At 65.0% G+C, this 26,224-nt stretch carries 25 protein-coding genes; 8 read left to right on the forward strand and 17 right to left on the reverse strand.

Annotated features, from left to right (window positions below; all coding sequences use genetic code 11):
- Positions 1–6: 6 nt before the first annotated feature.
- The 4 genes from prcA to dop all read right to left on the reverse strand — a co-directional run bounded on the left by prcA (position 7) and on the right by dop (position 3,441).
- On the reverse strand, positions 7–780 hold the full coding sequence (gene prcA / locus ACZY1I_RS25865) for a proteasome subunit alpha (protein WP_463759126.1): 774 nt from the start codon (positions 778–780) through the stop codon (positions 7–9).
- Positions 777–1,643 carry a proteasome subunit beta gene (gene prcB, locus ACZY1I_RS25870; protein ID WP_463759129.1) on the reverse strand — a complete coding sequence of 289 codons (867 nt, stop codon included), beginning with the start codon at positions 1,641–1,643 and terminating at the stop codon, positions 777–779. Before prcB ends, prcA begins: the two co-directional genes overlap by 4 nt.
- Positions 1,640–1,834: a ubiquitin-like protein Pup gene (locus tag ACZY1I_RS25875; RefSeq protein ID WP_046188935.1), complete on the reverse strand. Its 195-nt coding sequence runs from the start codon at positions 1,832–1,834 to the stop codon at positions 1,640–1,642. Before ACZY1I_RS25875 ends, prcB begins: the two co-directional genes overlap by 4 nt.
- Before the next feature lie 110 nt (positions 1,835–1,944).
- The gene (dop, locus tag ACZY1I_RS25880) at positions 1,945–3,441 is read right to left on the reverse strand and encodes a pup deamidase/depupylase (RefSeq protein WP_463759132.1); all 1,497 of its coding nucleotides are present in this window, start codon (positions 3,439–3,441) and stop codon (positions 1,945–1,947) included.
- 214 nt (positions 3,442–3,655) lie between these two features.
- On the opposite strand from dop, the gene ACZY1I_RS25885 reads away from it, so the two are divergent.
- Positions 3,656–4,834, forward strand: coding sequence for a hypothetical protein (locus ACZY1I_RS25885; protein WP_463759135.1), 1,179 nt, complete (start codon positions 3,656–3,658; stop codon positions 4,832–4,834).
- 21 nt (positions 4,835–4,855) lie between these two features.
- A complete protein-coding gene (locus tag ACZY1I_RS25890; RefSeq protein WP_463759137.1) occupies positions 4,856–5,479 on the forward strand; it encodes a hypothetical protein in 624 nt (207 codons plus the stop codon).
- Between the two features lie 136 nt (positions 5,480–5,615).
- Here ACZY1I_RS25890 and arc read toward each other — a convergent pair whose 3' ends face one another.
- Positions 5,616–7,445, reverse strand: a complete 1,830-nt coding sequence (arc, locus tag ACZY1I_RS25895) for a proteasome ATPase (RefSeq protein ID WP_463759140.1) — start codon at positions 7,443–7,445, stop codon at positions 5,616–5,618.
- A gap of 283 nt (positions 7,446–7,728) precedes the next feature.
- Here arc and lppK point away from each other — a divergent pair, with 283 nt between their 5' ends.
- Complete coding sequence (gene lppK / locus ACZY1I_RS25900) at positions 7,729–8,391, forward strand: lipoprotein LppK (RefSeq protein ID WP_463759142.1); 663 nt, start codon at positions 7,729–7,731, stop codon at positions 8,389–8,391.
- Between the two features lie 11 nt (positions 8,392–8,402).
- A complete protein-coding gene (locus ACZY1I_RS25905) occupies positions 8,403–8,696 on the forward strand; it encodes a DUF503 domain-containing protein (RefSeq protein ID WP_463759144.1) in 294 nt (97 codons plus the stop codon).
- 58 nt (positions 8,697–8,754) lie between these two features.
- Here ACZY1I_RS25905 and trmI read toward each other — a convergent pair whose 3' ends face one another.
- The gene (gene trmI / locus ACZY1I_RS25910) at positions 8,755–9,597 is read right to left on the reverse strand and encodes a tRNA (adenine(58)-N(1))-methyltransferase TrmI (protein WP_463759148.1); all 843 of its coding nucleotides are present in this window, start codon (positions 9,595–9,597) and stop codon (positions 8,755–8,757) included.
- A 74-nt stretch (positions 9,598–9,671) separates the two neighbouring features.
- Between trmI and ACZY1I_RS25915 the strand changes: the two genes are divergently transcribed.
- A complete protein-coding gene (locus ACZY1I_RS25915; protein WP_463759150.1) occupies positions 9,672–10,556 on the forward strand; it encodes a RecB family exonuclease in 885 nt (294 codons plus the stop codon).
- Positions 10,553–11,332: a thioesterase family protein gene (locus ACZY1I_RS25920; RefSeq protein ID WP_463759152.1), complete on the forward strand. Its 780-nt coding sequence runs from the start codon at positions 10,553–10,555 to the stop codon at positions 11,330–11,332. Before ACZY1I_RS25915 ends, ACZY1I_RS25920 begins: the two co-directional genes overlap by 4 nt.
- 7 nt (positions 11,333–11,339) lie before the next feature.
- Here ACZY1I_RS25920 and ACZY1I_RS25925 read toward each other — a convergent pair whose 3' ends face one another.
- The 4 genes from ACZY1I_RS25925 to ACZY1I_RS25940 form a co-directional block, all read right to left on the reverse strand.
- The gene (locus ACZY1I_RS25925; RefSeq protein WP_463759154.1) at positions 11,340–12,728 is read right to left on the reverse strand and encodes an FAD-containing oxidoreductase; all 1,389 of its coding nucleotides are present in this window, start codon (positions 12,726–12,728) and stop codon (positions 11,340–11,342) included.
- Positions 12,725–13,207: a DUF4126 domain-containing protein gene (locus tag ACZY1I_RS25930; RefSeq protein ID WP_463759156.1), complete on the reverse strand. Its 483-nt coding sequence runs from the start codon at positions 13,205–13,207 to the stop codon at positions 12,725–12,727. Before ACZY1I_RS25930 ends, ACZY1I_RS25925 begins: the two co-directional genes overlap by 4 nt.
- A 126-nt stretch (positions 13,208–13,333) precedes the next feature.
- Positions 13,334–14,191 (reverse strand): ATP phosphoribosyltransferase, encoded by an 858-nt coding sequence (hisG, locus tag ACZY1I_RS25935; protein ID WP_463759159.1) that lies wholly within the window; start codon positions 14,189–14,191, stop codon positions 13,334–13,336.
- A complete protein-coding gene (locus ACZY1I_RS25940) occupies positions 14,188–14,469 on the reverse strand; it encodes a phosphoribosyl-ATP diphosphatase (RefSeq protein WP_463759162.1) in 282 nt (93 codons plus the stop codon). Before ACZY1I_RS25940 ends, hisG begins: the two co-directional genes overlap by 4 nt.
- Before the next feature lie 88 nt (positions 14,470–14,557).
- Between ACZY1I_RS25940 and ACZY1I_RS25945 the strand changes: the two genes are divergently transcribed.
- Complete coding sequence (locus tag ACZY1I_RS25945; RefSeq protein ID WP_463759164.1) at positions 14,558–15,337, forward strand: alpha/beta fold hydrolase; 780 nt, start codon at positions 14,558–14,560, stop codon at positions 15,335–15,337.
- Positions 15,338–15,345: 8 nt separating this feature from the next.
- Here ACZY1I_RS25945 and metH read toward each other — a convergent pair whose 3' ends face one another.
- Positions 15,346–19,125 carry a methionine synthase gene (gene metH / locus ACZY1I_RS25950; RefSeq protein ID WP_463759166.1) on the reverse strand — a complete coding sequence of 1,260 codons (3,780 nt, stop codon included), beginning with the start codon at positions 19,123–19,125 and terminating at the stop codon, positions 15,346–15,348.
- Between the two features lie 450 nt (positions 19,126–19,575).
- On the opposite strand from metH, the gene ACZY1I_RS25955 reads away from it, so the two are divergent.
- Positions 19,576–20,430 carry a PAC2 family protein gene (locus tag ACZY1I_RS25955; RefSeq protein WP_463759311.1) on the forward strand — a complete coding sequence of 285 codons (855 nt, stop codon included), beginning with the start codon at positions 19,576–19,578 and terminating at the stop codon, positions 20,428–20,430.
- Here the strand turns inward: ACZY1I_RS25955 and ACZY1I_RS25960 are convergent.
- The 6 genes from ACZY1I_RS25960 to ACZY1I_RS25985 all read right to left on the reverse strand — a co-directional run bounded on the left by ACZY1I_RS25960 (position 20,427) and on the right by ACZY1I_RS25985 (position 26,220).
- A complete protein-coding gene (locus ACZY1I_RS25960) occupies positions 20,427–21,611 on the reverse strand; it encodes an FAD-dependent monooxygenase (protein WP_463759168.1) in 1,185 nt (394 codons plus the stop codon). The two genes, ACZY1I_RS25955 and ACZY1I_RS25960, sit on opposite strands and share 4 nt — an antisense overlap.
- A 29-nt stretch (positions 21,612–21,640) precedes the next feature.
- Positions 21,641–22,522, reverse strand: a complete 882-nt coding sequence (locus ACZY1I_RS25965; protein WP_463759170.1) for an SDR family oxidoreductase — start codon at positions 22,520–22,522, stop codon at positions 21,641–21,643.
- A 23-nt stretch (positions 22,523–22,545) separates the two neighbouring features.
- Entirely contained in the window at positions 22,546–23,793 is a 1,248-nt protein-coding gene (gene mshC / locus ACZY1I_RS25970) for a cysteine--1-D-myo-inosityl 2-amino-2-deoxy-alpha-D-glucopyranoside ligase (RefSeq protein WP_463759173.1), read from the reverse strand.
- A gap of 205 nt (positions 23,794–23,998) precedes the next feature.
- Entirely contained in the window at positions 23,999–24,802 is an 804-nt protein-coding gene (locus tag ACZY1I_RS25975) for a 3'(2'),5'-bisphosphate nucleotidase CysQ (protein ID WP_463759175.1), read from the reverse strand.
- A 31-nt stretch (positions 24,803–24,833) separates the two neighbouring features.
- Positions 24,834–25,649 (reverse strand): SCO1664 family protein, encoded by an 816-nt coding sequence (locus tag ACZY1I_RS25980; RefSeq protein WP_463759178.1) that lies wholly within the window; start codon positions 25,647–25,649, stop codon positions 24,834–24,836.
- The gene (locus ACZY1I_RS25985; protein WP_463759180.1) at positions 25,633–26,220 is read right to left on the reverse strand and encodes a DUF3090 domain-containing protein; all 588 of its coding nucleotides are present in this window, start codon (positions 26,218–26,220) and stop codon (positions 25,633–25,635) included. The genes ACZY1I_RS25980 and ACZY1I_RS25985 overlap by 17 nt, the downstream gene beginning before the upstream one ends.
- Positions 26,221–26,224: the final 4 nt, after the last annotated feature.

Below are 26,224 nucleotides of genomic sequence, written 5' to 3' on the forward strand. Positions count from 1 at the left end.
GGGCGGTCAGCTCGACGAATCGTCTTTCGCGTCGGACTCTTCGGCTGCCTCGTTCTCGTCCTCAGCCTCACCCGAATCCGGTTCCTGCAAAAGCGATTCCAGCATCGGGCGAGTGAGTCGACGAAAAGCCCGCCGCGGCCGGCTGACGTCCAGGGCTGCGGCTTCGAGGCTGGCAACTGCAACGCGGGACTGGCCGTTTTCGTTGCTGCCTGCACGCAACGCCTCAACCGCGATCTTCAGCGCATCGCGAAGATCGGCATTCTCGGCGTAAGTCTCTTTGAGCTTGTTGGTGATCGGCTCGGTGGTGCCGCCCATCACCACGAAATGCGGCTCGTCGGCAATCGAGCCATCGTAGGTGATCCGGTACAGCTCAGGCGCTTTGGACTCGCCGTAGTGTGCGACCTCGGCCACACACAACTCGACCTCGTACGGCTTGGCCTGCTCGGTGAAGATGCTGCCCAACGTCTGCGCATAGACATTGGCCAGTTGGCGGCCGGTGACGTCGCGGCGGTCGTAGGCGTAGCCGCGGGTATCGGCGAATTGGATGCCGCCGCGGCGCAGATTGTCGAATTCGTTGAACTTGCCGGCTGCGGCGAATCCCACCCGATCGTAGAGTTCGCTGATCTTCTGCAGAGATCGCGACGGGTTCTCCGCGACGAACAACACGCCGCCGGCGTACGCCAGCGCCACGACGCTGCGGCCTCGACCGATGCCTTTGCGCGCGAGCTCGCTGCGCTCGCGCATCGCCTGCTCCGGCGAAATGAAATACGGAAAGCTCACTTCTCACCGCCGTCAGGGCCGAAAGTATCTGCACGCGAACGGCTTTGGATGACATCGCGCGCCAATTCGGCGATCCGCCGTTCAGGGATTTCCACTGCTCCGTCGCCGTCGATGGTGACGGCCGTGGGGTAGATACCGCGGACCAGATCCGGTCCCCCGGTTGCGGAGTCATCGTCAGCGGCGTCGTAGAGAGCTTCCACCGCCACCCGCAACGCCGAATCGCCGTCAACGACCTGGGAGTACAGCTTCTTGATGGAGGACTTGGCGAAGATCGATCCGGAGCCCACCGATTGGTAGCCCTCCTCCTCGATGTTCCAGCCACCGGCGGCATCGAAAGACACGATGCGGCCGGCCCCCTCCGCGTCTGCATCGTGCAGGTCGTAGCCCACCAACAGCGGCAACGCCACCAACCCCTGCATCGCGGCGGGCAGGTTGCCCCGCACCATGATGGCAAGTCGGTTGACCTTGCCGGCGAAAGTCAGCGGCACGCCTTCGAGCTTCTCGTAGTGCTCGAGTTCGACGGCGTACAGGCGGGCGAACTCAACCGCGATTGCCGCCGTGCCGGCAATGCCGGTCGCGGTGTAGTCGTCGGTGACGTGGATCTTGCGCACGTCGCGCCCGGCGATCATGTTGCCCTGCGTCGCGCGCCGGTCACCGGCGATGAGGACACCGCCGGGATACTTCAGCGCGACGATGGTGGTGCCATGCGGCAACTGGTCCCCGACTGGCGAACCGCTGAAGCTTGCCGGCAGCAATTCAGGTGCCTGACGCCGCAGATAGTCGGCAAAAGACGACAGGTCTACACCTGATGTTCCGGGAAGTGCTGAATTGATGGGTAAGCGGTGGGGCGACTGCCAGGTCACTGGCCGCCCTTTTGCACGTACGCGCGTACGAAGTCCTCGGCGTTTTCCTCGAGGACGTCGTCGATCTCGTCGAGCAGATCATCGGTTTCCTCGGTCAGCTTTTCGCGACGCTCCTGGCCCGCAGCAGTGCTCCCGGTGAGGTCTTCATCGTCTCCGCCGCCACCGCCGCGTTTAGTTTGCTCCTGCGCCATCGCCGCCTCCTGCTATGTCGTGGCCTGCTCAGAGGCCGCTGCGCGCGTCACACGCCCGCAGGCTTTTCTCTACCCTACCGGTCAACACCGACGTTCTCGGCTTAAGCCACTCAACTGGTTAGTTGTTCTACCAGCTCGGCCGCGCTGTCCACCGAGTCCAGGAGCGCTCCTACGTGCGCTTTGCTACCGCGCAGCGGCTCGAGCGTCGGGATCCGAACCAGCGAGTCACCACCGAGATCAAAAATCACCGAGTCCCAGCTGGCCGCGGCAATGTCGGCGCCGAACCTGCGCAGACACTCACCACGGAAATACGCGCGGGTGTCGGTCGGTGGATTGTCGACCGCCTCGAGCACCTGGTGCTCGGTGACCAGCCGCTTCATCGATCCGCGCGCCACCAGGCGGTTGTACAGACCCTTGTCCAGCCGGACATCCGAGTACTGCAGGTCAACCAGATGCAGGCGGGGTGCCGACCAGCTCAGATTCTCCCGCTGCCGGAAGCCTTCGAGCAGCCGCAGCTTGGCCGGCCAGTCCAGCAGTTCGGCGCACTCCATCGGGTCGCGCTCGAGCAGGTCGAGGACGTGAGCCCAGGTTTCGATGACGTGGGATGCGCGCGGGTCCGGATCGCGGCTGTCGACCAACTTGGCCACCCGATCGAGGTAGATCCGTTGCAGCGCAAGTGCGGTCAGTTCGCGGCCGTCGACCAGAGCCACGGTTTGGCGCAACGACGGGTCGCGGCTGATCGCGTGCACCGCGTGCACCGGGCGAGCCAGCGCGAGATCGCTGAGGTCGATGCCCTCTTCGATCAGGTCGAGCGCCAGCGCCGTCGCGCCGACTTTCAGGTACGTGGAGGTTTCGGCCAGATTCGCGTCACCGATGATGACGTGCAGGCGGCGGTAACGGTCGGCGTCGGCATGGGGTTCGTCGCGGGTGTTGATGATGCCCCGCTTGAGGGTCGTCTCCAGACCAACCTCGACCTCGATGTAGTCGGAGCGTTGCGAAAGCTGAAAACCGGCTTCGTCACCGGACGCACCGATCCCGACCCGGCCAGAACCGGTCACCACCTGCCGTGACACCAGAAACGGCGTCAGGCCGGCGATGATCGCCGAGAACGGTGTCTGCCGAGACATCAGATAGTTCTCGTGCGTCCCGTACGAGGCGCCCTTGCCGTCGACGTTGTTCTTGTACAGCTGCAGTTTCGCCGCTCCCGGCACACTGGCGACGTGCCGGGCGGCCGCCTCCATCACGCGCTCTCCGGCCTTGTCCCAGATCACCGCGTCCATCGGGTCGGTGCATTCGGGCGCCGAATACTCCGGGTGTGCGTGGTCGACGTAGAGCCGAGCCCCGTTGGTCAGGATCATGTTGGCGGCGCCGACCTCGTCAGCGTCGACCACTGGTGGTGGCCCGGCCGACCGGCTCAGGTCGAACCCACGAGCATCGCGCAGCGGCGATTCCACCTCATAGTCCCAACGGGTCCGCTTGGCGCGTTGAATGCCTGCGGCCGCCGCATAGGCCAGGACCGCCTGGGTCGAAGTCAGGATCGGGTTGGCAGTCGGGTCCGACGGCGAGGAGATGCCGTACTCGACCTCCGTCCCGATAATCCGTTGCATGCCTTGAGCCTAGGCCCGGTGACCATGCGGACTGTCCGCGGGATGGTCCGGAGTTGCTAGCGCCGACACTGCACACAGGTCGTGTCTCGCGAGGAGAGGACGCGGTCAAGACAGTCTCGGCGCGAAGAGCAGTGTCTCGGTGCCGGTAACACCGCGCCTGCGAACCTGACCACAGCCCAGCGCAACAGCTCAGCCGAGGCTAATGTGACCCGGCATGAACCCTTCTTTTCGCTCGCTGGTACGCCGAGGGTCGGCGACCGACGACGCTGAAAGCTGGTTCCTGAAACGCGGTCTGCCGTCGGTGCTGACGACCCGCGGGCGGTGGCGGCGGCTCTGGTCGCGCTCAGCCCCGGGGCTGGCGGCCTACGCCACTCTGCACTGCTGGACCCTGCCCTTCATGGTGGTCACCGGCGGCAAAGACGTCATCATCGACGGCAAGCCCTCGGCAGAGGAATGGTTCCTCCTGACGCTCATCGGATCGGCCCCGATAGCGATGATCGCTATCGGTTGGCTGGTGTCCCGGATATCTGATCAGCGCAAGCGGGCGATGGCGGCGACGATAGCGATCACTCTGGTGGCGTTCGTCGTGGTCATCGAGACAAGCCCGTCGCACCTCTCCGATGTTGCCGTCGCCGCAGTAATCATGATGATCCTGACTGGCTGTGGCGTCGGGTCGGTGGTCGGTTGGTCCGTACGGATGACGCTCTCGCACCTCACCATGATCGGCGGGCTCGCGGTTCGGGCGTTGCCCGTGGTCCTGCTGACCACTTTGGTGTTCTTCAACGGCAACGTCTGGCTCATGTCCGCGACAATAAGCGGGGAACGCTTGGCGTTGGCAATGTTGTTTCTGACCGGCATCGCGGTCGCGTTCGTGGTGTCGGCGACGGCCGAGCGAGTACGACCGATGCTGAGATCGCCCGCAGCGGTTCTCCGGGACGCTGAAATGTTGGCCGACACACCATTTGAGACCATGCCGGACCCGCCAATCAGCCCCCCGCTGACCAAGTTCGAACGCGTCAACGTGGTCTTCGTGCTGGCCGCATCCCAACTGGCGCAGATTCTGGTAGTCGCGATCCTCACCTCCGCGATCTATGTGACCCTCGGCATGATCGTGCTCACGCCCGAGCTACTCCAGGAATGGGCGCGTACCACCGCCAACAACGCGACGGTGCTGGGCCTCACGGTCCCGGTACCGGACCCGCTCGTCCATCTGTGTCTTTTCCTTGGCGCGTTGACCTTCATGTACATCGCCGCCCGGGCGGCCGGCGACGACGATTACCGCTCGACATTCGTCGACCCCCTGATCGACGATCTGCACGCCACCCTGACCGCCCGCAACCGCTACCGCAGTCGGGTGACGACCGCGCCGGACACCACTGTTGACGCCACCTAGCTGGCTGATTAGGTTCACCCTGTGTCAGCCCCTCAATCGAACTCAGCCGATTTATCCGGGAAGCGTTACGGCGAAGTACTCCTAGTAACCCCTGGCGAGGCTGGCCCACAGGCCACCGTCTACAACAGCTACCCACTCAATGACTGCCCCGCGGAGCTATGGTCTGCGCTCGACGCGCACGCCATCGCGACCGAAAACGGCGCTGCCACAGCACTTCTCAACGGTCCGCGGTATTGGCTGATGAATCACATCGAGAAGAATTCAAAAGGCCCGCAGATCATCAAGACCTTCGGCGGCATCGACATGCTGCTTCAGGCCACCGTCTTGCTGTCGTCGATGAACCCGACCCCGTACACCGTCAATCAGGTGAGCCGTCACACGGTCTTCGTCTTCGACGCCGGGCAGCAGATCTACGAACTGCAGGACCCGCACGGTCGGCAATGGGTGATGCAGACCTGGAGCCAGGTGGTAGACCCCGAACTGGCCCGAGGAGACCTCCTGAAGCTCGGCGACCGCCTGAGCCTGCCGACCGGGTGGACCTATCACACGCGCGTTCTGACTGACGAGCTGCGAATTGACACGCTGCACAAGTCCGCCGAGGTCCTGCAGGACGATCTGACCAACAGCTATTCCTTAGTGAGCTGATTGCTGCCAGTTTCGCCAACCAACTGCGATGGCGGACGGCAGCTTTGCGCGCCGCCTTGGCCAGTGATCTATCCGAAACGAAATCGCGTGGGCGTGACGGCAAACCGAAGCTACCGACAGGCCCACGCGGTTCGTTTTACAGGTACTGCCCCAAGTTCGATTCGGTGTCGATGGCCCGCGACGCACTCGACGACTTGCCGGTGACCAGGGTGCGGATGTACACGATCCGCTCGCCCTTCTTGCCCGAGATCCGCGCCCAGTCATCGGGGTTGGTGGTGTTGGGCAGGTCCTCGTTCTCGGCGAACTCGTCGACGATCGAGTCGAGCAGGTGCTGAATACGCAGACCCGGTTGGCCCGTCTCCAACACCGACTTGATCGCATTCTTCTTGGCGCGGTCGACGACGTTCTGGATCATGGCCCCGGAGTTGAAGTCCTTGAAGTACATGACTTCTTTGTCGCCGTTGGCGTAGGTGACTTCCAGGAACCGGTTGTCGTCGATCTCCGCGTACATCCGCTCGACGACCTTTTCGATCATCGCCTCGATGCACGCTGTCCGGTCGCCTTCGAACTCGGCGAGATCGTCGGCGTTCAACGGCAACGTCTCGACCAGGTACTTCGAGTAGATGTCTTGCGCCGCTTCAGCATCCGGCCGCTCGATCTTGATCTTCACATCAAGGCGTCCGGGCCGCAGGATGGCCGGGTCGATCATGTCCTCACGGTTGGAGGCGCCGATCACGATGACGTTCTCGAGCCCTTCCACGCCGTCGATCTCGGACAGCAGCTGCGGGACGACGGTGGTCTCCACGTCGGAGGAGACGCCGGTGCCGCGGGTGCGGAAGATCGAGTCCATCTCGTCGAAGAACACGATCACCGGAGTGCCTTCTGACGCCTTCTCCCGGGCGCGCTGGAAGATGAGCCGGATGTGGCGCTCGGTCTCGCCGACGAACTTGTTCAGCAGTTCGGGGCCCTTGATGTTGAGGAAGTACGACTTCGCCTCGCGAGCGTCCTCGCCGCGAATGTCGGCCATCTTCTTGGCCAGCGAGTTCGCCACCGCCTTGGCAATCAGCGTCTTACCGCAACCAGGCGGGCCGTAGAGCAGCACCCCCTTGGGCGGACGCAGCGCGTACTCGCGGTACAGGTCCTTATGCAGGAAAGGCAGTTCGACGGCGTCGCGGATCTGCTCGATCTGACGGGTCAGGCCACCGATGTCCTCGTAGCTGACGTCGGGGACCTCTTCGAGGACCAGATCCTCGACCTCAGCCTTGGGAATGCGCTCGAAGGCGTAGCCGGCTTTGGTGTCGACCAGCAGGGAGTCTCCGGGCCGCAACTTGCGCGGCCGGGTGTCGTCGTCCTGCGAGTCGCGAACACCTTCCGGCAAATCCTCGGCAACCAGTGGATCAGCCAGCCAGACGATGCGTTCCTCGTCGGCGTGGCCGACCACCAGAGCCCGGTGGCCGTCGGCGAGGACCTCGCGCAGCGTGGAGATCTCACCGACGGATTCAAAGGTGCCGGCCTCGACGACGGTCAGCGCTTCGTTCAGCCGAACCGTCTGCCCCTTGCGCAGGGTCGCGGTCTCGATGTTCGGCGAGCACGTCAGGCGCATCTTGCGACCCGAGGTGAATACGTCGACGGTTTCGTCCTCGTGGGCCGCCAACAGCACGCCGTATCCGCTGGGCGGTTGCCCCAGCCGATCAACTTCTTCGCGAAGCGCCAAAAGTTGTTGGCGCGCCTCTTTAAGAGTTTCCATTAATTTGGAATTGCGAGCCGCAAGCGAGTCGATTCGGGCTTCGAGTTGGTGCACGTCGCGAGCAGAACGCGCGGGGCTCTGGTGTGCAACGGCGTTGTCCAGTTGCTCGCGTAGGACCGAAGCCTCACGCCGCAGCTGTTCGAGTTCGGCAGCGTCGTCGCTGGACAGGGGGATATCGCGTGGGGTCTTGAATGCTTCAGAACGCTCTGAGTCACCCATGTTGCGCTCCTTTCCCGCACCAGGAATGGCGTGGCGGATACATCTAAGCTACCGGCCAACCGCGTTTGATGTGCGGAGTCAAATGCCCTTGAAAAGTTACAAGTTGGGTCACGCTGCTAATCTCGGCTTCTACTCTGGCCGAGCGAAAGGACTTCTGTGACGGTGAAATCCCTAGCCACAGGCGTTCCCACCGCCACGGTGCGAGACGATGATGCCATGAGTGTGACTTTCGTTGCATACCGGTACAGATACCCCAGTTGCGCCTAACCAAGCGTGTCGCCGGATGCCTCGAAATGTCTGCGTAACACTGGCCTTCGCCTTCGTCGTGGCGACGGCGGCTCTCACGGGCTGTTCTCCGGACCCCGCCACGAACGTCGATTCGACTGAAACCTCGGTAGCGCCGGCCACCTCGGCTGCGCCTACGAAACCACCGGGTGCTTCCCTACCCGCACCCGAGGCGCTCACCGATGTGCTGGCCCGGCTCACCGATCCGGCAGTGCCCGGCAGCGAAAAGTTGAACCTCGTCGAAGGCTCTAACCCGGAGACTGCCGCCGCCCTCGACAGGTACACCAGCGCCGTACGCGACGGCGGCTACCTGCCCATGACCTTCGTGGCCAACAACCTCGCGTGGTCGGATCAGAATCCGTCCAACGTGACGGCCACCGTCGTCGTCTCGACCGCCAATCCGCAGCATCGCGAGTTCACCTTCCCGATGGAGTTCACGGCGTTGCCGCCCGGCTGGCAGCTATCGAAGAAGACCGCTCAGGTGCTGCTGGCGTTGGGCAACTCACGCACGTCGACGTCGACGCCGGCGCCGACGCCGGCCCCGGGCCCTCCTCCCAGCGCGGATCAGGTCCCGGATCTGGGCCCGCCGCCGTCCCAGACACCCGCACCGGAACCCGGTCCCCCACCCGTCCCGTCGACTCCTCCTACTCCGGGGCCCTAGGATCCCGCGGGATGTGGATCGGTTGGCTTGAGTTCGATGTGCTGCTCGGTGACGTGCGGTCGCTCAAACAGAAGCGCTCGTTGATTCGACCCGTCATAGCGGAGTTGCAGCGCAAGTTCAGCGTGTCGGCCGCCGAAAGCGGTTCCCAGGATCTGCATCGGCGGGCGGGCATCGGCGTAGCTCTGGTGTCGGCTGACCGCAGCCATGCGATCGATGTGCTCGACGCCGCCGAGCGGCTGGTCGCCGCGCATCCCGAGTTCGAGTTGTTGTCGGCGCGCCGGGGATTGATCCGCAGCGACGACTAGCCGCCCCGATGGTCGCGACCCGCTACGCCCGGCTCCGCCGCGCTTGCGATCGCGACGCCTAGCCGTCGCGGCCCACGCGCTTGCGGCCCAATGGCGCAGGGGCGACGGCGCCGGGCGCCAGTCGTCGGCTGGCCACCAGGAAAGCGGTGTGCCCGCGCATCGTGTGCTGTGGCCGCACCGCAAGCCCGACGACGTTCCAGCCCCGCTGCAGCGTCTCCCACGACCTCGGCTCGGTCCAGCACTGCTGGGCCCGCACTTCCTCCACCACCTTGGACAATTGGGTGACAGTCGCAACGTAGATCAACAACACGCCGCCGGCGACGACCAGCCGCGATACCGAGTCCAGCACCTCCCACGGAGCCAGCATGTCCAGCACTGCGCGGTCAAAGGAGCCGTCGGGAAAGTCAGAGTCGGCCACGTCGCTGATGATCAGCTGCCAGTTATCCGGCGCTCCGCCGTAGAAGGTGTTGACGTTGCGAGTGGCGTGTTCGGCGTGGTCGGCGCGAGCTTCGTAGGACACCACCCGCCCCTGCGGACCGACCGCGCGCAGCAGCGAGAGAGTCAGCGCGCCCGATCCGGCACCGGCCTCCAAGACCCGTGCTCCTGGGAAGATGTCGCCTTCGTGCACGATCTGCGCCGCGTCCTTGGGGTAGATGACCTGAGGCCCACGCGGCATCGACATCACATAGTCAACGAGCAGTGGGCGCAGCACCAGGAAAAGGGCGCCGTTGGTTGATTTGACGACGCTGCCCTCGTCTAGCCCGATCAGCGCGTCGTGCGCGATCCTGCCGCGATGGGTGTGAAACTCGGCGCCCGGCGTGAGCGAAATCGTGTAGTGGCGCCCCTTGGCGTCGGTGAGCTGGACACGCTCGCCAATGGTGAACGGACCAGTTATTGACACGCCGTCTAGCGTGCCAGCCGACGCGCCGCGCGCCGTGCCCGGGGGTTGTCGGGGCGCAGTCATAGGCTGCGAATATGACGGACGAACCGACGGCTCCCCCGCCGGGTGCGTACAGCGCGAGGCCCGCGCTGTCACCGTCGCGTGCGGCGGACTTCAAACAGTGTCCGCTGCTGTACCGCTTCCGGGCGATCGACCGGTTGCCCGAAGCGCCGTCCACCGCCCAGCTGCGCGGGTCAGTGGTGCACGTCGCGTTGGAGCGGCTCTATGCCCTACCCGCAGTACAGCGCAGCCCGGACACCGCGCACTCGCTGGTTGAGCCCGCGTGCGAGGAGGTGATCGCCCGCGAGCGCGACCTCATCGGTGAACTGGCCCCTGAGCAGCGAGGCGCGCTGCTCGACGAGGCGCGTGCGCTGCTCTCCGGCTACTACCGGCTCGAGGATCCGACGCGGTTCGACCCGCAAGGATGCGAACAGCGGGTGGAGGTCGAACTGGCCGACGGCACGCTGCTGCGCGGATTCATCGATCGGATCGATGTCGCGGCCACCGGCGAACTGCGCGTGGTCGACTACAAGACCGGCAGGGCACCTTCCGAGGCGTGGGCTGCGGCTGAGTTCAAGGCGATGTTCCAGATGAAGTTCTACGCGGTGGCGCTGCTGCGCTCCCGCGGTGTGTTGCCCGCCCGGCTGCGTTTGATTTATCTCGCCGACGGTCAGGTGCTGGACTACACCCCTGATTACGACGAACTGTTGCGCTTCGAGAAGACCTTGATAGCAATCTGGAACGCGATCCAATCCGCCGGCCAGACGGGAGACTTCCGTCCCAACACCTCCCGGATGTGTTCCTGGTGCCCGCACCATGAGCTCTGCCCCGCGTTCGGGGGGACGCCGCCGCCGTATCCGGGCTGGCCGCAGGATCCGCGGGCCGAGGTGGCGGACCGTCGGACCGAGCCGGCGGCATGACGGGTTGCTACTACCGCCGACTCGCTGACGACGGTGAGTACCAGATGTTCAGCCCGACCGACTACACGCGCAGCAACTGGAACCCCGAAATTCAGCACGGCTCACCACCGTTGGCGTTGCTGACCAAGCTGATCGAAGAGTTGGCGGCGGACTCCGGATTGCGGATCGGCCGTCTCGGCCTCGACATCCTCGGGGCGATTCCGGTGGCGTCCCCGGTGCGGGCGCGGGCGTGGGTGGAACGCCCAGGTTCACGCGTCAGCATGATGGTCGCGGAGATGGTCGCCGACCGCGTTGTGGCACGGGTGACGGCTTGGCTGATAGCCATCACCGACACTTCCGACGCCGCGTCCGACCGGTATCCGCCGTTAGTAGAGGGGCAGGCCGAGCCGCTGCCGGCTGTATTCGCCGCTGCCCGCGGCTATTTCGACGCGCTCGACTCACGACCGCAACGCACCGAGGGACAGTCGGTCGCGGTGTGGTGGTTCAGCCCGCTGGCAGACATCGTCGACGACGAGCCGACATCGGCGTTGCAGCGCTTGGCCGCTGTGGTGGATTGCGCCAATGGTGTCGGCGCCATTTTGGACTTCGAAAGATTCACCTTCATGAATACCGACACGGTCGTACACCTGCACCGACTCCCCACCGGAAACGATTTCGGGGTGCGGGCGCGCGCGTCGATCGGCCCGGACGGCGTCGGCGTGACCACTGCGGAGGTCTTTGATCGAACCGGATTCGTGGGGACCTCGGCGCAGACGCTGCTGGTTCAGCGGCTGTAAAGATGATCTAGGTGAGCGGCGACATCTCTTGCAGCACAGTCGGAATCAGCTCGCTGACCGTCGGATGAATATGCATCGTGCGCGACAGTGTGGTGTACGGCGCTTTGGCAGACATCACGTCGAGCACGCAATGAACGGCCTCGTCGCCGCCCACGCCGAAAATGGCAGCGCCCAGAATCTCTTTCGTGTCGGCGTCGACGACGACCTTCATAAACCCTTGCGTCTCACCCTTTTCCACTGCCCTGCCGACCCGGGTCATCGGACGCTTGCCGACGAGCACATTGCGACCGGAGGCAACGGCCTCGTGTACGGACATGCCAGCGCGGCCCAGGGGCGGATCGATGTAGAGCGCATACGTGGTGATGCGGTCACTCACCCGGCGCGGATCGTCATCGAGCAGGTTGGCGGCGACGATCTCGAAATCGTTGTACGAGGTGTGCGTGAACGCGCCCTTGCCGTTGCAGTCACCCATGGCCCAGATGTGCTCGACGTTGGTCTTGAGCTGATCGTCGACCACGACAAAGCCGCGGGCATCGGTCTGCACGCCGGCAGCGTCCAACCCGAGGTCGTCGGTATTGGGTAGGCGCCCCACCGCCAGCAGCAGGTGACTGCCCTGGACGGGGTCGGCCCCTGCGCTCGGTGTCAGTTCAAAACCGTTGTCGTTCTTGGCAACCCGCACATCGTCGGCGCCGAGGACGATGTCGATCCCCTCGCCCTCCAAAATCTCCTTGATGGTCGCCGAGACGTCTTCGTCTTCACGTGACGCCAGACGGGATCCACGTTCGACCACGGTCACCCGGGCCCCGAACCGTCGATACATCTGGGCGAACTCCAACGCGATGTAACTGCCGCCGACGATGACGAGATGCTTAGGCACCGTATCGAGTTCGAGGACAGACACATTGGTGAGATAGTCGACCTCGGAAAGACCCGGAATGTTCGGCACCACCGCCCGGCCACCGACGTTGAGGAAAATCCGGTCGCCGTGCAAGAGGTCGTCACCGACGCGAATGGTGTGCGGGTCCTCGAAGCGGGCGTGCCCGCGAAAGACCGTGCACCCGTCCATGCCGTCCAGCCACGCTTCAAGGCCGTTGCGGTCCCCGAGCATGATTTCGTCCTTGCGGGCCTTGACCTTCGCCATGTCGACGCTGACCGGTCCCGTTCCGATGCCGTATTCCGCACCGCGGCGGGCCAGGTGCGCGGCGTGCGCACTGGCCACCAGCGTCTTGGTGGGGATACACCCGTAGTTGACGCAGGTGCCGCCGACGTGTTGGCGCTCGATGACCGCTACTCGCTGGCCCGCGCTGGTGAGGCGCCCCGCCAGGGGCGGTCCGGCCTGCCCTGCTCCGACAACTATCGCGTCGAAGGCTTGTACCTCGGCGGGGCCCTGGGTCACAAGGCAGCCGCGGTGGCGACGATGGCGAAAGCGCCCAACACGGCAACCGCATCCTCCAGCAGGGCGATCGGCAGGTCATTTCCACCGATCTTGGCAACCAATGCGCGGCGTGCCTGGTAGCCGCCCAACGTGCCGAGCACAGCACCGATGACTCCAGCGCCGAGGGCGGCCCACAGATAGCCCCAGGCGGTTCCGATTACCGCGCCGGCGAATCCGCCCATGATGAGCCGGACGGCGAACACCGGCGGAGCGGTGCGCGGCGGGGTCTTGGGGAGTTTGTCGTTCACCAGTTCGGCGATCGCCAGCAAGCTCAGGATCACCACGGTCACCAGGTTGCCCACCCAGGAAGCCCAGGTTCCGTGCATATTCAGCCAAGTGAGGAAGACGGCCCAAGCGACCGCGGCGGGCGCCGTCAAGGACCGCAGTCCTGCGACGACACCGATCAACAAAGCCAGAAGAAGAACAAGCACTTGCGTCACAGCGATCCCTCCTGGGACAGACGTACAGCCTGGCGACGGTGGCGGGACTTAACCGCGGATGCGCGGGTCCCAGCGGGACGCTAACACAGCTAAGCACTTAGCACAGCGTTAGATCCCTGCAGAATCTCAGAACCGGCAGAACCTGATATCCGAGGCGAGGATTGCTTTGGCGCCGGTGGCGGCGAGCTCGTCCATGATGCCGTTGACGTCGCGGCGGGGAACCAGCGCGCGCACTGCAACCCAGTCCGGATCGGCAAGCGGTGCGATGGTGGGTGATTCGAGTCCCGGTGTGATCGCAGTGGCCTTGTCCAACGCCGATCGCGGGCAGTCATAGTCGAGCATCAAGTACTGCTGGCCGAACACCACCCCTTGCACGCGGGCGACCAGTTGATCGCGCCCCGCAGCGGATTGGGCATCCGGGTCGGCGCGCTCGATGAGCACCGCCTCCGAATCACACAGCGGCTCACCGAAGGCCACCAGATTGTGCAGGCTCAGGGTGCGACCCGAGCCCACCACGTCAGCGATCGCATCGGCGACCCCGAGTTGCACCGAGATCTCCACGGCACCATCAAGTCTGATGACAGTGGCTTCAATCCCCTTTGCGGCCAGGTCTTTTCGAACAAGATTGGCGTAGGCGGTGGCGATCCGCTTGCCGGCCAGGTCGGCAACAGTCCAGTCCCGCCCGGCCGGGCCGGCATAGCGGAACCGCGACGACCCGAAACCCAACGCCAGGCGTTCCCGCACGGGCGCATCGGAATCCAGCGCCAGGTCGCGTCCGGTGATGCCGAAATCGAGTTCTCCCGAACCGACGTAGATGGCGATGTCCTTCGGACGTAAAAAGAAGAATTCGACGTTGTTCGCCGGATCGATGACCGTGAGGTCTTTGGGGTCAGTCCGACGTCGGTAGCCGGCCTCGGACAGGATCTCGGTGGCCGGCTCACTCAGTGCGCCCTTGTTGGGCACCGCCACTCGCAACGTTCTCATAGCTTCCGATACACATCGTCGAGGGACAGGCCACGCGAGATCATCAACACCTGCGTCCAATACAGCAACTGACTGATCTCCTCGGCCAGCGCTTCGTCGGGTTCATGTTCGGCGGCCAGCCACACTTCGCCGGCCTCCTCCAGAATCTTCTTGCCCAGCGCATGCACGCCGGCGTCCAGCGCTGCCACCGTGCCGCTGCCGGCCGGTCTGGTGCGGGCACGCTCGCCGAGTTCGGCGAACAGATCCTCGAACGTCTTCACGGCCAGCGATTGTTCCATGCGCCGACAGGCAAAGTCACTTTGGTTTCGTTCGGCAGCTGCCGAAAACTCCTCCGTTGGCTGCGAGAAGAGTGCCAGACTGGGCTGCATGGCGGCCGACAACTCTCCCCTGGTGTTGCTGCACGGCATCCTCATGACGGGAAACGGCTGGCAGGACGTGGTGCCGCTGCTGTCCAACAGCCATCAGGTGTACACGCCGACCACTGCCGGTCACCACGGCGGGCCCGTCCTGCATCAGTCCCCAGCCACCGTCGGAGATTTGGTCGACGCACTCGAGCAGTATCTGGACGAGCGTCGTCTCGAGCGACCGCATATTGCCGGTCTCTCATTGGGTGGATGGATGGCCATCGAATTGGCCCGGCGCGGCCGCGCGGCGACCGTGTGTGCGTTGGCGCCGGCGGGTTTCTGGTCGCACGGAGACAACGCGCAGACTCACGTGAAGAAGCAGATCCACAAGTTCGTGGTTATGGGGCGCCTCGCCCGTCCCCTGCGTCCTGCTGTTGCAGTCGCGATGAAGTCGGCGACGGTGCGTCGGCTCGGCTTTCGCGATGCCGCTCGCCACGCGGACCGAATCAGTGCGGCGCAGGGCGTCGACGCCGTCGATGGCATCATCGGCTGCAACCTCGACGTCGACGACATTGTCGGGTCTGGCGAGCAGCTTGAGCCGCTGGATCCGCTGCCGTGCCCGGTCACGATTGCCTGGTCGGGGAATGACGCGATCATCCCAGTCCCGGCTTGTGACAAGATCGCCCGCCAACGGGTGCCCCAGGCGTCGTTTACGATCCTGCCCGGCGTCGGGCACGTCCCCATGATGGACGATCCCGGCCTAGTGGCCCGCACAATTCTGGCCGTGACGGGCGCCGGCTAGATCCTGCGTCAGTCCTCGGGGTTGTACCCGAGGTTGGGGCCGAGCCAGCGCTCGGCCTCCTGCAGGGTCCAGCCCTTGCGCTTCGCGTAGTCGGCCACCTGATCCTGGGCCATCCGGCCCACCACGAAGTACTGCGACTCCGGGTGCGAGAAGTACCAGCCGCTGACGGCGGCACCGGGCCACATCGCCATCGACTCGGTCAGCTCGATGCCGGTCCGCTTCTGGACATCCATCAGCTTCCAGAGCGTCGCCTTTTCGGTGTGCTCCGGGCAGGCCGGGTAGCCGGGGGCGGGGCGAATTCCCATGTACTTCTCCCCGATGAGCGCCTCGTTGTCTAGCTGCTCGTCGGGCTGGAATCCCCAGAACTCCTTGCGGACCCGCTGGTGCATCCGTTCGGCGAACGCCTCTGCCAGTCGGTCGGCAAGCGACTCCAGCAGGATTGCGTTGTAGTCGTCGTGGTCTGCCTTGAACTGGACGATCTTGTCGTGGCTACCGAGCCCTGTCGTGACGGCGAAGGCGCCGACGTGGTCAGCCAGACCAGTGTCCTTGGGGGCGATGTAATCGCCCAGCGACCGGTTCGGGATGCCGGCCCGGTGCTCCCCCTGCTGGCGCAGGTTGAACAATTTGGTCAGCACCTCGGTGCGCGTGTCGTCGGTGTACACCTCGATGTCGTCGCCGACCGCGTTGGCGGGGAAGAATCCGATCACCCCATTGGCAGTCAGCCACTTCTCCTTGATCAGGGTGTCGAGCATCTCCTGGGCGTCGTCATACAGCTTGCGGGCGGTCTCGCCCGAGACCGGATTGTTGAGGATGTCGGGGAATCTTCCCTTCATCTCCCAGGCGTTGAAGAACGGCTGCCAGTCGATGTACTCGCGTAGCTCGGCGATATCGTAGTCGAGAAACTCGCGCACGCCGAGGCCTTGGGCGGGCACCGGCGGCGTGTAGCCGTCCCACTCGATCGGCGTCCGGTTCGCGCGGGCCTTCTCCAGCGTCAGCATCGGCCGCTCACTCTTCTGGGCGTGCCGTTCGCGCAGGGCCGCGTAATCCTTCTCGGTCGCCTCCAACAGGGCTGGGCGCTGCTTGTCGTCGAGGAGCGCAGCGGCGACCGGCACCGAGCGGGACGCGTCCTTGACCCAGACCACCGGACCGCTGCGACGCGGCGACACCTTCACGGCCGTGTGGGCGCGCGAGGTCGTCGCGCCACCGATCAGCAGCGGGATCTCCAGCCCTTTTCGTTCCATTTCGACGGCGAAGTTGACCATCTCGTCCAGGGACGGGGTGATCAAGCCGGACAGCCCGATGATGTCGGCGTCGTACTCCTCGGCTGCAGCCAGGATCTTCTCCGCGGGCACCATCACGCCGAGGTCGATCACTTCGTAGTTGTTGCACTGCAGCACGACCCCGACGATGTTCTTGCCGATGTCGTGGACGTCACCCTTCACCGTCGCCATGATGATCGTGCCGTTGGTGTCCTTGCTCGCGGCAGCACCGGAGGCTTCCTTCTCCGCCTCAATGAACGGCAGCAGGTAGGCAACGGCTTTCTTCATCACCCGGGCCGACTTCACGACCTGGGGCAGGAACATCTTGCCCGCTCCGAAGAGGTCGCCGACGACGTTCATGCCGTCCATCAGCGGGCCCTCGATCACTTCGATCGGGCGGCCACCTGCACCGTCGATCTCGGCGCGCAGTTCCTCGGTATCGGCGTCGACGTGGGCGTCGATGCCCTTGACCAGTGCGTGAGTGATGCGCTCGCGGACGGGGAGGCTGCGCCACTCGGCTGCCACCGGGTCGTCGGCCTTCTCGGAGCTGTTGAACCGTTCGGCGATCTCCAGCAGCCGTTCGGCCGCATCCTCGCGACGGTTCAGGACGACGTCCTCGATTCGGTCCCGCAGCTCGGGGTCGATCGAGTCGTAAGGCACCAGCGCACCGGCGTTGACGATGCCCATGTCCAGGCCGGCCTTGATGGCGTGGAACAGGAACACCGCGTGGATCGCCTCGCGGACGGGGTTGTTGCCCCGGAACGAGAACGACACGTTCGAGATACCGCCGGAGATGTGCACCCCGGGAAGGTTCTCCTTGATCCAGGCGCAGGCCTCGATGAAGTCAATCCCGTACGTCGCGTGCTCCTCGATCCCTGTCGCCAGCGCGAAACAGTTCGGGTCGAAGATGATGTCCTCGGCCGGGAAGCCGACCTCCTCGGTCAGGATCCGGTAGGCGCGCCCGCAGATCTCCTTGCGGCGCTCCAGGTTGTCGGCCTGCCCCTGCTCGTCGAAGGCCATCACGACGACGGCGGCGCCGTACTTGCGGCACAACCGTGCCTCGCGGATGAACTTCTCCTCGCCCTCCTTCATGGAGATCGAGTTCACGATCGGCTTGCCCTGCACGTTCTTCAGGCCGGCTTCGATGACCTCCCATTTGGAGGAGTCGATCATCACCGGAACGCGGCTGATGTCCGGTTCTGCCGCGATCAGCTTGGTGAACCGGTCCATCGCGGCGACGCCGTCGATCATGCCCTCGTCCATGTTGATGTCGATGACCTGCGCACCGACCTCGACCTGCTGCAGGGCGACCGACAGCGCGGTGTCGTAGTCCTCGGCCTTGATCAGGTTGCGGAACCGAGCCGAGCCGGTGATATTGGTGCGCTCGCCGATGTTCACGAACAGGGAGTCGTCGGTGATGTTGAGCGGCTCGAGGCCCGAGAGCCGGGTGGCCACCCCGATCTCCGGCAGCTCGCGCGGTGATTTGCCCTCGACGACCTTCGCGATCTCGGCGATGTGCGGCGGTGCCGTCCCGCAGCAACCACCGACCAGGTTGACCAGTCCGGCGTCGGCGAACTCGGCGATGTAGCCGGCCTGACGCTCCGGGGACTCGTCGTACTCGCCGAAGGCGTTGGGCAGGCCGGCGTTCGGGTAGCAGGAGACAAAGGTGTCCGCGATCCGCGCCATCTCGGCGATGTAGGGCCTCATTTCCGGCGCGCCCAGGGCGCAGTTGAGGCCGACCGCGATCGGCTTCGCGTGCCTGATCGCGTTCCAGAATGCTTCGGTGACCTGACCGGACAGTGTCCGCCCAGACGCATCGGTGATGGTGCCCGAGATGATCACCGGCCAGCGGCGTCCACGCTCTTCGAACAGGGTCTCAACGGCGAACACCGCGGCCTTGGAGTTCAGCGAGTCGAAGATCGTCTCGATGATGATGATGTCGGAACCACCGTCGACCAGGCCGTTGGCAGCTTCTAGGTAGGCGGCGACCAGCTGGTCGTAGGAGACATTGCGGGCTCCGGGGTCGTTGACGTCCGGGGAGATCGACGCGGTCCGCGTGGTCGGCCCGAGGGCGCCGGCGACGTAGCGGGGCTTGTCCGGCGTGCTGAATTCGTCGCAGGCCTTGCGGGCCAGGGCAGCGCCGGCGTAGTTCAGCTCGTAGCTGAACTCCTCCATGTCGTAGTCAGAGAGCGAGATCGCGTTCGCGTTGAACGTGTTGGTCTCCAGGATGTCGGCGCCCGCCTCGAGGTACTCGCGGTGGATCCCCTCGATGATCTGCGGCTGCGTCAGAGTGAGCAGGTCGTTGTTGCCCTGAAGGGCACTCGGCCACTCCGTGAACCGATCGCCGCGGTATCCGGCCTCGTCTGGCCGGTCCCGCTGGATCGCCGTGCCCATCGCGCCATCGATCACCATGATTCGCTTGCCGAGTGCAGCCGTCAGTTCGTCAGTGCAGTCGGGGCGGATGTTCGGCGCAAAGGTGCTCGACTCAGAGGTGCTTGAGGCAGAGGCGTTCACGTACGTTCCTTCCATAGCGGAAGGCGTCCTTAACTCTGCCGAGCGTGGCGGCTACCGGCGGGGACCGGACAGCCGTTGCAACGCCTCTCGACCAGAAAAGTCTACGTCGTCACCCGACGTCTGGACGCCCACCTCGACCCGACCCGCTTAGCGATTGCGGCGCATTTAAGAGCCAAATCGCGGATCTTGTCGGCAATGTCGTAGTTACAGGGTCAACCAAATTGCAGCCGAACGTATTTCGTCTTGACAGGCTCCCCGTAGCACCGTCGCCCAGGGGCAGTCACTTAATAAGGATAGTCGGCCTATGCATGTGCATATGGCGTTAATTGATTGACTAGGTCACATTGGCCACAGCAGTCACAGAAGTCGCCTTTCCGTAGAACCGCACGTCCGCGTCGTCGGCGGACTGTCACGCCGTACGCTGGCTAGGTGACATTGCCGGATGGCGAGCCGGGCGGCGACAACATGCTGCCCCAGCTGCACAACACCGTCGTGGTGGCGGCGTTCGAGGGCTGGAACGACGCCGGCGACGCGGCCAGTGACGCCGTGGCACATCTGTCCACCATCTGGGACGCGCTGCCGATCGTTGAGATCGACGACGAGGCTTATTACGACTACCAGGTCAACCGCCCGGTGATCCGCCAGGTCGACGGCGTCACCCGGGAGCTGGAGTGGCCTGCCATGCGGATCTCGCACTGCCGACCACCCGACAGTGATCGCGACGTGGTGCTGATGTCCGGGGTCGAACCGAACATGCGGTGGCGCACGTTCTGCGATGAACTGCTGGCCGTCATCGACAAGCTCAATGTGGACACTGTGGTGATTCTCGGGGCGCTGCTCGCCGACACGCCGCACACCCGTCCGGTGCCCGTCTCGGGCGCTGCCTATTCCTCGGAGTCGGCGAAGTTGTTCGGACTCGAGGAAACCCGCTACGAGGGACCGACCGGCATCGCCGGAGTGTTCCAGTACGCGTGCGTCGCGGCCGGCATCCCGGCGGTGACGTTCTGGGCGGCGGTGCCGCACTACGTGTCGCACCCGCCGAACCCCAAGGCGACGGTGGCATTGCTGCATCGTGTCGAAGAAGTGCTCGACGTCGAGGTGCCGCTCGCCGACCTGCCTTCGCAAGCCGAAGCGTGGGAGCAGGAAATCACCGAGATGACGTCGGATGACGCGGAACTGGCCGAGTACGTGCAATCGCTGGAGCAACATGGCGATGCCGCTGTCGATGTCAACGACGCGCTCGGCAAGATCGACGGCGACGCGCTGGCCGCCGAATTCGAACGATATTTGCGTCGTCGCCGACCTGGGTTCGGAATCTAACTTTCTGCCTCGGTCGTTCCCCGGCGCAGCATCGCGATGACCGTTGTCGGTTCGCCGGCCAGAGTCCATGCGATGAACCGGTTGATCAAGGGGCGCCAGGTGAACCGCAACGCCAGCCTGCGCGAGCCCCCGATCAGCGACCAACCTCCCGTTTCGCGGCTGAGTTCCTGCTTCTCCTCCACCACCCAGCGCCAGAGCCGCTCGTAGAAATCCATCGCCCGCTCCACCGATGAGTTGGTGCGGAACTGTTCGGCCAGCACGTAGGCGCTCGCGACCGCCACCGACGCACCCTGTGCGGCAAGTGGCGAAAGTGCCGCACAGGCGTCCCCGATCAGCACGACCCGGTTCTTGCTCCATTGCGGCATCTCGACCTGAGCGACCCGCTCGTAGTACATCTGCTCCGGCGGCGGGCACCGCTTGAGCACCTCAGGTATCAGCCAGCCCATGTCCGCGAACCGATCCCGGAGGGCGGCACGCGGATCTGCTGGGAGTTCCGGATCAGCCGTGGCGAACATCGCCGACACGGCGGCCCGGCCGTCGGAAAGGAAGAACAACTCCATGTGGCGATCGAGGGTGTCGGTCAGCACGAATCGCTCGCTGTCCGCCTCACGGGCGATGTCGGAGGCGTCGAAAACGAAAGCGGCGGTGTGGAATCCGAGATACCGCAGGTATTGCGACTCGGGCCCGAACACCAGACTTCGCACCTCCGAGTGAATCCCGTCGGCGCCGACCAGGACATCGGCCGCGAGTTCGTCTCCGGTGTCCAGGGTCACCACCACCCTGTCCTCCTCGTGGCTGACCGCGGACACCGACGTCCCGAACCGCAGGTCCACCGCGCTCGGCAGGTTCTCCCGCAATGCCTTTTCCAGATCAGGACGCAGAACGCTGCACATGCGCCCGTCGAGCATCTTGCTGATCTGTCCGTAGGGCAGGTCGCCCCGCAGGCGACCTTGATCATCGACCAAGGTGGCTTCGTCGACGGAGTGCGCGGCTTCTTCGATGGCGGGCAGGACGCCGATCGCCTCGGCGGCGTCATAGCCGCCGCCGAAGAAGTCGACCAGATAGCCGTGTTCCTGCGGGCCGTCAGCGCGCTCCAAGAGAATCACCTCTGCGCCCAGCGCCGACATGCGCTCGGCCAGGGTGAGGCCGGCGATCCCGGCACCACAAATAATCACCTTCATGGCTTCGTCACCTGTATTCGAGTGCTCGACTACTTCTTACCGAAGCCCTCGTTGTAGGCACTGCTGAAGCGGCCCAATGCGGCGACTTGGGCGTCCATTTCGGGCATCACTTCAGTGACGATCTTGCGGATCGGAGCCTCGCCCAGATTGGTCGACAGCACCGGCTTGAGCCAGCGGAACGCGGCCACCCACCTCGGGCAGTAAATTCGCGGCTTGCGGCCCTCGATCCCCTTGACGAACGCCGCCGCGCACTTGTTCACCGACGTGGTGAGGTTCAGCGGCCAGGGCAGGTTGTCCAGCAGCTTGGTGAAGGCGGGCAGGTCGGCTTTGGTGTCGCGTACCAGCGCGGTATCGATCCAGGACATATGAGCCACCCCGACACCGACCCCGAGCGGCGCCAACTCAAGACGCAGCGCGTTGGCCAGGTGCTCGTTGCCCGCCTTCGACATGTCGTACGGCGCCATCCCGGGAGATGCGGCGAAGGCCGCCAGCGACGAGACGATCAGCACATAGCCGCGACGGTCGATGATGGACGGCAGTGCGGCCCGCACGGTGTGGAAGACACCCAGCAAGTTGATGTCGATCACCCGCTTGAAGGCCTCGGGATCCACGTTGAGCACCGACCCGTAACTGGCGATGCCGGCATTGGCCATCACAACGTCGATACCGCCGAACTTCTCTACTGCCTCTTTGACGGTCGCCTGCATGGCGGGCAGGTCACGAACGTCGGCTACCGCCGTCAGCAACCGGCCATCGCCGCCGAGTTCGGCGGAAATCGAACTCAGGTCGGCTTCACTCAGATCGGTCAGGACAAGCTTGGCGCCCTTGTTGTGCAACCGGCGGGCCACTTCGGCGCCGATTCCGCGCCCGGCACCTGTAATGAGAACGACTTTGTCCTGCACCGATGTCATGGTCGAGAACGTACCACCGGGTACTACAGGCCAACCCCGAGTAATGCATCGATTGCGGTTGCCACGACCGCGGGGGCCTCGTCGTCGTGGCCACCGTATTCCAGCGCGTCGGTGGTCCAACCATCCAGTGCAGCAATCGCTTTGGGTGTGTCGAGGTCGTCGGCCAGGTATTGCCGGACGCGAGCGAGGACGTCGGCAGTGTCCGGACCGGCAGGCAGCGCGGTCGCGGTGCGCCAGCGGTGTAGCCGCGCGTGTGCGTCGTCGAGCACCTGTTGGCTCCAGGAGCGGTCGGCGCGGTAGTGCCCGACGAGCAGACCGAGTCGCACCGCCGAGGGATCGACGCCTTCTGCGCGCAGACCGGAAACCAGGACCAGGTTGCCGCGACTCTTGGACATCTTGTGCCCATCCCAGCCGATCATCCCGGCGTGGACGTAGTGCCGGGCGAATCTGCGCTCACCGCTGACACATTCGGCGTGTGCGGCGGTGAATTCGTGGTGCGGAAAGATCAAGTCGCTGCCGCCACCCTGGATGTCCAGTCCGGTGCCGATGCGGCTCAGCGCGATCGCGGCACATTCGACGTGCCAGCCCGGCCGGCCCGGCCCGAACGGCGATGGCCAACTCGGCTCTCCGGGTCTGTTGGCGCGCCACAGCAGGGCGTCGAGTTGATCGGTTTTGCCGGGTCGGCCCGGGTCGCCGCCGCGCTGCTCGAACAGTGTCAGCATGGTGTCTCGGTCGTAGCCCGACTCATAGCCGAACTGCAGGGTGGCGTCGGCGCGGTAGTAGACATCGGGGTATTCGTCATCCACGACGTAGGCCGCCCCGGCGGCCAGCATCTTCTCGACGAGTTCCACCACCTCGGCAATGGCCTCGGTTGCCCCGACGTAGTCACGCGGCGGCAGCACTCGCAGTGCCGCCATGTCCTGGCGGAACAACTCGGTCTCCCGGTCGCCGAGCTCCCGCCAATCGATTCCGTCCCGATCAGCGCGCTCGAACAACGGGTCGTCGACGTCGGTGACGTTCTGCACGTAATGCACCTCGTGCCCGAGGTCCAGCCACAGCCGATGGATGAGATCGAAGGTGAGATAGGTCGCCGCGTGGCCCAGATGCGTCGCGTCGTAGGGCGTGATACCGCAGACATACATGGTGGCCTTGCTACCGGGCTGCCGACCTGCGGTTACCGGGCGGACCTGGCGATCTGCGGTATCGAAGAGCCGCAATTCGGGGCCGCGTCCGGGCAACGCCGGGAGCGGCGGAGGGGACCACGAACGCATGCGTCGACTTTAAGCCTGCCGACGATGCCGCGTACGCAGCGGGGCGGGGGGCGTTGAGGCAAACGAGTCTGCGCCTGCGGCTTCAAGTCGGCGCGCAGGCCTTCGAAACCTCATGTAGGGCGCGGAATCCGTGATTCTGTAGCCCGTGAGTGCAGGTTCGACGCCAGAAGCGCAGTTTCGCGCGCTGAGCACACGCTGAAATCGCTCAGTGCCACGCCTGCCGGATGGCGTCGAGCAGGATGGGCGCTACCTCGGATCGGCACATTACGAAGTCCGGTAGATAGGGGTCCATCTGGTTGTAGAGCATCGGCGATCCGTCCAGCCGTGACGCATGCATTCCAGCGGCCAGCACCACCCCGGCCGGCGCCGCCGAATCCCATTCCCACTGCCCGCCCGCGTGCACGTAGGCGTCGGCCACGCCTTCGATCACCGCCATGGCCTTGGCGCCCGCCGATCCGATCCGCACCAGTTCGATGTCCAGCATCTGCCTGATCCGGTACAGGATCGCTGGTGGCCGGTTGGCGCTGACGGCGATCCGGATGACGTCCGGGATACCGACGCGTGCCGCGTCGGCGGTGACGGTGTCGCTGCGGTAGACGATGTTGCCGCGGGCGGGTAGCGAAACCGCCGCGTCGGTGATCTGCGATCGGCCGTTAGTGCCGTTGGCGCCGTCGCCGCGCTGCCACAGCGCGATGTGCACCGCCCAATCGTTGCGGCCGGGCATCGAGAATTCGCGGGTGCCGTCCAGTGGGTCGATGATCCACACCCGGTCAGACCTGAGCCGGACCAGATCGTCGTGGGCTTCCTCGCTGAGCACCGCATCGCCGGGCCGCTCGACCCGTAAGCGGCCCAGTATCAGGGCATTCGCCCGGCGGTCACCGGCATCGCCGAGTTCCCACGGGTAGTCGAACCCGACCTCCTCGCGCACCGCGAGCAAGAGTTCGCCTGCGTCGGCGGCAAGATCGGCGGCCAACGCTGCGTCCGTCTGGTCACTCGCGGCCGGGTTCACCGACCCAGTATCGCCGACGGCGGGCACCCGGTCAGAACGCCGGCCACGGGATGGGGCGGTGCCGGTTCGGTCCGGGCATCAGCGGATCGTCCATCAACGCGTGCGCGCGCTTCTTCAATGCGGCGATTTCGGCGCTGGTGATCCGGTCCGCGAGCTCCTCAGCCAGCGGGCCACGCAGCGCGTCGGCCAGCCCGGCAACCGCGGCCATCGTTTCGCCGTCGATGGGCTTGCCCGCCCAACCCCACAGCACGGTGCGCAGTTTGTCCTGGACGTGCAGGCTGACCCCGTGGTCAACCCCGTAGACGTTGCCGTCGATGCCTTTCAGGATGTGACCGCCCTTGCGGTCGGCGTTGTTGACGAGGATGTCGAACACCGCCATGCGCCGCAATCGGACGTCGTCGGCGTGCATCAGGATGACTTCGTCACCGGCGTAGTCGTAGGCGCGCAGCACCGGCAGATAACCCGGTCGCGGCTTGCCGGTGGGAAACAGATCGACGAGATCGGGTCCGGGGCGTGGATCGGCGTCGACTTCGTCGCCGGGTTGCTCTACCCACCGTTGCAGCATGCCCGGGCCAGCCGGCCCGTCGCGAATGATGGTGTACGGCACGATATTCCAGCCCAGGTAGGTCGACACCAGATAGGCGCCGACCTCGCGCCCGGCCAACGTGCCGTCGGGGAAATCCCATAGCGGCTGCTCACCGGAGATCGGTTTGTAGACGCAGTGCACGCTGTCCGATCCCAGCGCTGACTCGCAGAGAAAGGTGGCGTTGCTGGCCGAGCGGATCCTTCCCAGAACCGTCAACTCGCCGTCGCGCAGCACCTCATGTTCGTCATCCCTCGGCGTCATCGTTAGACCCGAAGAGCGCGTCGCGCCGGTAGCCGTTGGTGCGTGCGCAGATGTGCCCTTCAGAGTCCAACGGTTCCTCGCACAGCGGACACGGCGGGCGGCCGGCCGAGATGACGCGGGTGGACCTGGTGGCGAATTGTCTTGCCGATTCGGGAGTCAGAAACACCCGCACTGCATCGGGTCCTTCCTCGGTGTCATCGAGCACCACCGAGGCATCGAACTCCGCGTCGGTGACGGCCAGCAGTTCGACCACCACCGTCTGCGCCTCGGAATCCCAGCCCAGCCCCATCGTCCCCACCCGGAACTCGGCGTCCACCGGCATGGTCAACGGGCTGAGGTCATCGACCTCCGCGGGTTCCGGGGGCACCGGGGTGCCGAACCGGCGGTTGACCTCGATCAGGAGTGCACCGATGCGTTCAGCCAGCACCGCCACCTGCTGCTTCTCCAAGATCACCGACACCACCCGGGCGTCGTGGGCGGCTTGAATGTAGAAGGTGCGATTTCCGGGCTGACCAACAGTCCCGGCCACGAAACGGTCGGGTGTGCGGAAGACGTGAATTGCTCGGGCCATGGCT

The organism is Mycobacterium sp. IDUB_37 (assembly GCF_055419245.1).

Excerpts from the sequence above, each read along its gene's own strand:
- ACZY1I_RS25875 (WP_046188935.1), bottom strand. The coding sequence starts at position 1,834 with ATGGCGCAGGAGCAAACTAAACGCGGCGGTGGCGGCGGAGACGATGAA.
- dop (WP_463759132.1), bottom strand. The coding sequence starts at position 3,441 with ATGCAACGGATTATCGGGACGGAGGTCGAGTACGGCATCTCCTCGCCG.
- ACZY1I_RS25885 (WP_463759135.1), top strand. The coding sequence starts at position 3,656 with ATGAACCCTTCTTTTCGCTCGCTGGTACGCCGAGGGTCGGCGACCGAC.
- arc (WP_463759140.1), bottom strand. The coding sequence starts at position 7,445 with ATGGGTGACTCAGAGCGTTCTGAAGCATTCAAGACCCCACGCGATATC.
- lppK (WP_463759142.1), top strand. The coding sequence starts at position 7,729 with ATGCCTCGAAATGTCTGCGTAACACTGGCCTTCGCCTTCGTCGTGGCG.
- ACZY1I_RS25905 (WP_463759144.1), top strand. The coding sequence starts at position 8,403 with ATGTGGATCGGTTGGCTTGAGTTCGATGTGCTGCTCGGTGACGTGCGG.
- ACZY1I_RS25915 (WP_463759150.1), top strand. The coding sequence starts at position 9,672 with ATGACGGACGAACCGACGGCTCCCCCGCCGGGTGCGTACAGCGCGAGG.
- ACZY1I_RS25920 (WP_463759152.1), top strand. The coding sequence starts at position 10,553 with ATGACGGGTTGCTACTACCGCCGACTCGCTGACGACGGTGAGTACCAG.
- hisG (WP_463759159.1), bottom strand. The coding sequence starts at position 14,191 with ATGAGAACGTTGCGAGTGGCGGTGCCCAACAAGGGCGCACTGAGTGAG.
- ACZY1I_RS25940 (WP_463759162.1), bottom strand. The coding sequence starts at position 14,469 with ATGGAACAATCGCTGGCCGTGAAGACGTTCGAGGATCTGTTCGCCGAA.
- ACZY1I_RS25945 (WP_463759164.1), top strand. The coding sequence starts at position 14,558 with ATGGCGGCCGACAACTCTCCCCTGGTGTTGCTGCACGGCATCCTCATG.
- metH (WP_463759166.1), bottom strand. The coding sequence starts at position 19,125 with ATGGAAGGAACGTACGTGAACGCCTCTGCCTCAAGCACCTCTGAGTCG.
- ACZY1I_RS25955 (WP_463759311.1), top strand. The coding sequence starts at position 19,576 with ATGCTGCCCCAGCTGCACAACACCGTCGTGGTGGCGGCGTTCGAGGGC.
- ACZY1I_RS25960 (WP_463759168.1), bottom strand. The coding sequence starts at position 21,611 with ATGAAGGTGATTATTTGTGGTGCCGGGATCGCCGGCCTCACCCTGGCC.
- ACZY1I_RS25965 (WP_463759170.1), bottom strand. The coding sequence starts at position 22,522 with ATGACATCGGTGCAGGACAAAGTCGTTCTCATTACAGGTGCCGGGCGC.
- mshC (WP_463759173.1), bottom strand. The coding sequence starts at position 23,793 with ATGCGTTCGTGGTCCCCTCCGCCGCTCCCGGCGTTGCCCGGACGCGGC.
- ACZY1I_RS25980 (WP_463759178.1), bottom strand. The coding sequence starts at position 25,649 with ATGACGCCGAGGGATGACGAACATGAGGTGCTGCGCGACGGCGAGTTG.
- ACZY1I_RS25985 (WP_463759180.1), bottom strand. The coding sequence starts at position 26,220 with ATGGCCCGAGCAATTCACGTCTTCCGCACACCCGACCGTTTCGTGGCC.